This is a genomic window from Mycobacterium asiaticum (genome assembly GCF_001668675.1).
In the GTDB taxonomy this organism is placed as follows: Bacteria; Actinomycetota; Actinomycetes; order Mycobacteriales; family Mycobacteriaceae; genus Mycobacterium; species Mycobacterium asiaticum_D.
Map to the genome: position 1 here is coordinate 1 of NZ_LZKQ01000066.1, position 4677 is coordinate 4677.

The 4677-nt window shown below is 66.8% G+C and carries 4 protein-coding genes; 3 read left to right on the top strand and 1 reads right to left on the bottom strand.

Annotation, left to right across the window (positions count from 1 at the left end; genetic code table 11):
• Positions 1 to 198: 198 nt before the first annotated feature.
• Positions 199 to 792 (bottom strand): hypothetical protein, encoded by a 594-nt coding sequence (locus A9X01_RS06305; protein WP_065119935.1) that lies wholly within the window; start codon positions 790 to 792, stop codon positions 199 to 201.
• A gap of 340 nt (positions 793 to 1132) precedes the next feature.
• On the opposite strand from A9X01_RS06305, the gene mycP reads away from it, so the two are divergent.
• The 3 genes from mycP to A9X01_RS06320 all read left to right on the top strand — a co-directional run.
• Positions 1133 to 2473 (top strand): type VII secretion-associated serine protease mycosin, encoded by a 1341-nt coding sequence (mycP, locus tag A9X01_RS06310; protein ID WP_065119936.1) that lies wholly within the window; start codon positions 1133 to 1135, stop codon positions 2471 to 2473.
• Entirely contained in the window at positions 2470 to 3858 is a 1389-nt protein-coding gene (gene eccE / locus A9X01_RS06315) for a type VII secretion protein EccE (RefSeq protein WP_065119937.1), read from the top strand. The genes mycP and eccE overlap by 4 nt, the downstream gene beginning before the upstream one ends.
• Positions 3859 to 3939: 81 nt before the next feature.
• Positions 3940 to 4677 (top strand): PPE domain-containing protein (locus A9X01_RS06320; protein ID WP_436405235.1); only part of this gene is annotated, 738 nt, incomplete at its 3' end.

Here is a 4677-nt window from a genome sequence, read left to right on the forward strand (position 1 = left end):
CAACCCCCACCGGATGTCCCACCCTGCCAAGGCCCCCTCGGCGAACGCGCCGACTGGTGGTGGTACGACCCCTACGAACCCAAACCACCAACAACCAATCAACTTTGTTAAACGGCCGTCGGCGGCGCCGCTGTGGGGGCGTGTGCGAAAGGCCTTACGCTGGCTGATTTTTGACCCCGTCGACATACGTGGCGTCGATCAAGGTTGGCCCGGCGCGGGATGTTGCGGCGACCGATATTGCTGCGGTGGCGGGTATTGCGGTGGACCGCCCGGCGGCGGATGTTGCTGCGGCGGATGGTGCGGCGCCGGATATTGCTGAGGCGGCGGATATTGCTGAGGCATGCCGCGTGGTGGGTATTGCGGCGCCGGATGTTGCGGTGAACCGCCCGGCGGCGGGTACTGCTGCGGACTGCCGAACGGCGGATATCGCTGAGGCATACCGGGTGGCGGGTATTGCGGTGGACTGCCCGACTGGGCGTGGTAACGATTACCGCCCGAAGCCCGTTGAAGAGGCACTTCGGGACGGCGCCGGTAGTTGCGGATCCCGAGAACGACACCACCGATCACCGCCGCGGCGCCGGCCCCGATCGTTACCCGTCCCATGTCGTGGTCGGCGCGGAGCTGCGCTTCGTAGCTCAGAGGGCTGCCCTTGGCTTGCCTGCACGTGTCGCCCCGGTGCATTTCCTTGTAGTCGCATTCGGGGACTTTTTCGGTGGCATTGACGAAGCCAAAGCCCGTTAGCGCCAAACCGATGAGGATGACGATCAGCGGTCCGATCAACCTGTTGAGCATGGGCGCCTCTCTGGCAAATCGTCGCCCCAATGGTCGAGCACGTCGACGATACTCCGCGCAGCCGCTAGGTAAGTCTGCTTTCGAAGAGGCGCGTGACGCTCTACCGGATCGCAGTTCTATGAGGTCGGCATCAAACTCATAGAAAAGGCTGGGACACACTGACTTTGAGACCGGACCGGCGCCGAGCGGAAAGCCCGGGGCGGCGTTGCGTCGACGAGGCTTCCCCCCGGCGCCACGACGGAAGCACCCCTGCCGAATGGCGCCGTTTACCCACCCGTTACGTCTAAACTGCTCGCAGATCGACCCGCCGCACTAATTCAATGAACGGAGTGATTCCGGGGTGCACCGGATCTTGGTGATGACGGTGGCGCTAGCCGTGCTGACCGCGCCGCCGGCACTCGCAATCACTCCACCGCCGATCGATCCGGGAGCGTTGCCGCCGGACGTCACCGGACCCGATCAACCCACCGAACAGCGGGTGCAGTGTTCGGGCCCGACGGTCCTGCCGGATTCCAGCTTCCACGACCCGCCATGGAGTAACTCCTACATCGGCGTCACCGAAGCCCACAAGTTCGCCACCGGCGCCGGAGTGACGGTCGCTGTCATCGATACCGGTGTGGACGCCTCACCTCGCGTCCCCGCCGAGCCCGGCGGCGATTTCGTCGACCAGGCCGGCAACGGGTTGTCCGACTGCGATGCCCACGGCACCCTCACCGCCGCCATCATCGGCGGACGCCCCGCACCCACCGACGGGTACGTCGGCGTCGCCCCCGACGCCCGCCTGCTCTCCATCCGCCAGACGTCCGAGGCGTTCGAACCCGTCGGCTCCCAACCCAACCCGAACGACCCCAACGCCACCCCGGCCGCCGGGTCGATCCGCAGCCTGGCGCGGGCCGTGGTGCACGCCGCCAACCTGGGCGCCGGGGTGATCAACATCAGCGAGGCGGCCTGTTACAAGGTCAGCCGGCCGATCGACGAGGCGAGCCTGGGGGCGGCCATCGACTACGCCGTGAACGTCAAGAACGCAGTGATCGTCGCCGCGGCGGGGAACACCGGCGGCGACTGCGCCCAGAATCCGCTGCCCGACGCGGCCACGCCGTCCGACCCTCGGGGCTGGAACAAGGTGCAGACCGTCGTGACCCCGGCCTGGTACGGCGACCTGGTGATGACGGTGGGGGGAATTGGCCAGACCGGGGTGCCCAGCTCGTTCTCCATGCACGGTCCATGGGTGAACGTCGCGGCGCCCGCCGAGAACATCGAGAGCCTCGGCGATAGCGGTGAGCCGGTGAACGCCCTCCAAGGCAAGGAAGGCCCGGTTCCGATCGCGGGCACGTCGTTCGCCGCTGCCTATGTGTCGGGCCTGGCGGCCCTGATTCGACAACGATTTCCTGACCTCACCGCGGCACAGGTCATGAACCGCATCCAGTCCACCGCGCGACACCCCGGCGGCGGCACCGACAACCTGGTCGGGGAGGGCGTAGTCAATGCCGTTGCCGCCCTCACCTGGGACATCCCACCGGGCCGGACGACGATTCCATACAACGTGCGGCGGATGCCCCCGCCGGTCATGACACCGGCCCCCGATCGCGGGCCGATCACGGCGGTTGCACTGTCCATCGGGGGACTCTTGGTCGCCATCGGACTGGGCGCGTTGACCGCGCGGGCATTGAGGCGCCGATGAGCAGCCCGATCCGGTTGAAGTTCAGCACCGGGCACACGCTGATCTGGGCGGTGTTGGCCCCGGCGGCCATTCTGGCGTTCCTGCCCACCCGCTATTGGTGGGCGGGCATCGCCCTGGTGGCGGTAGGCGCGATAGTCGCGTTCGTCACCTTCTTCGGTCGTCGGTTAACCGGTTGGGTGGCAACGGTGTTCGCCTGGCTGCGACGGCACCGCAAGCCACCGGACGTGCCGTCCGAGCCCGAGGTCGGCGCCACGGTCAAACCCGGCGACCACGTCGCGGTGCGGTGGCGGCGCAACAACCTGATCGCCGTCATCGAACTCAAGCCTCGGCCCTTCACTCCCACGGTCATCGTCGACGGGCAGGCCCATACCGACGACGTGGTGGATACCCGCCTGCTCGAGCAACTGCTGTCGGTGCACTGCCCCGATCTGGAAGCCGACATCGTGTCGGCCGGCTTCCGGGTGGGCAAGATCGCCGCCCCGGAGGTGGTGAACCTGTACCAGCAGGTAATCGGCGGCGACCCGGCCCCCGCCAGCCGCCGCACCTGGATCATGTTGCGGGCCGACCCCGAACGCACCCGCAAGTCGGCACAGCGCCGCGACGAAGGTGTGGCGGGCCTGGCGCGCTACCTGGTTGCCTCGGCGACGCGAATCGCCGACAACCTCGCCGCCCACGGCGTCGACGCAATATGCGGGCGCAGCTTCGACGACTACGACCACGCCACCGACATCGGTTTCGTGCGGGAAAAGTGGTCGATGATCAAAGGCCGCGACTCCTATACCGCGGCCTACACCGCCCCGGGCGGCCCCGACCTGTGGTGGTCGGCGCGAGCGGACCACACCATCACCCGGGTGCGGATCGCCCCGGGACAGCCGCCACAGACCACCGTGCTGCTCACCACCGCGGGCAAGCCCAAGACGCCGAGGGGCTTCTCCCGCCTCTATGGCGGCCAGCGGCCCGCGTTGACCGGTCAGAATCTGATCGCCAACCGGCACTGCCAGATACCGATCGGATCGGCCGGCGTGCTGGTGGGCGAGACCGTGAATCGGTGCCCGGTGTACATGCCGTTCGACGACGTCGACGTGAGCCTCAACCTGGGTGACGCCCAGACGTTCGCCCAGTTCGTGGTGCGCGCGGCTGCCGCCGGAGCGGTTGTGACAGTGGGCCCGCACTTCGAAGAATTCGCCCGGTTGATCGGCGCACAGGTAGGTCCGGTGGCCAAGGTGGCGTGGCCGAATGCGACGACTTATCTGGGCCCTCATTCCGGCGTGGACAAAGTGATCCTGCGCCACAATCTCATCGGCACGCCGCGGCACCGCGAGTTGCCGATCCGCCGTATTTCCCCGCCCGAAGAAAGCCGCTTCCAACTGGCGCTACCTAAGTAAGCGTTATCCAAGAATTTTGGTGCAGGAACCTCCTCCTCCAGCGACGATAATGGTTAGAGCATTAAAGGAGGATGTTCCGATATGACTCAGCCGCAAACCGTGAAGGTCGATCAGCAAGAGATTCTTTCGCGGGCCGACGAGGTCGAGGCGCCGATGGCGCCACCGCCGACCGATGTGCCGGTGGCGCCAAGCGCTATCACGACGGCCATCAACGCGACCGAGCAGATCAAGCTGAACGCCGAGAACATGCGCATGTTTCTCGAGGCCGGTGCCCGCGAGCGGAGCCGCTTGGCGACCTCCCTGCGTAACGCGGCCAAGGCCTACGGTGACGTCGACGAGGAGGGCGCGGCCGCCCTGGACAACGACGGCGGCGAGGTGGCCGCCGAATCGGCCGGCGGCGTGGGTGGCGACGAGTCGGCCGGGCTGGAAGACACCCCTCAGGTGGCAGTAGCGGGTGGTGACGGCTACTCGGATATCGAGGCCACCGCAAAGAAGCTCGAAGCCGGCGATCAGGGTGCATCACTGAGCCGGATGGCAGAGAACTGGTTCAAGCTGAGCTTCGCCATGCAAGCGGACACCAAGCGGTTCCGAATCTTCCAGAACTGGGAGGGCGACGCCGCCGACGTCTGCGAGCAAGAGCTCGACAACCAGCGCCTGTGGATCGAATACATGGCGGCGAACGCCACCGCCCTGGCCCAGCAGGCCGACTACATGGCGCAGTTGCAGGCCAGGGCAATACAAGCGCATCCGTCGTCGGCGTCGATCGCGTTGGTGCGCGAGGCGGCTCAGGAGGGCAACAAAGAAGCCATCAAGACCTAC

Bases quoted from the DNA above. Each gene is read 5' to 3' on its own strand.
- A9X01_RS06305 (WP_065119935.1), bottom strand. From the start codon at position 792: ATGCTCAACAGGTTGATCGGACCGCTGATCGTCATCCTCATCGGTTTG.
- eccE (WP_065119937.1), top strand. From the start codon at position 2,470: ATGAGCAGCCCGATCCGGTTGAAGTTCAGCACCGGGCACACGCTGATC.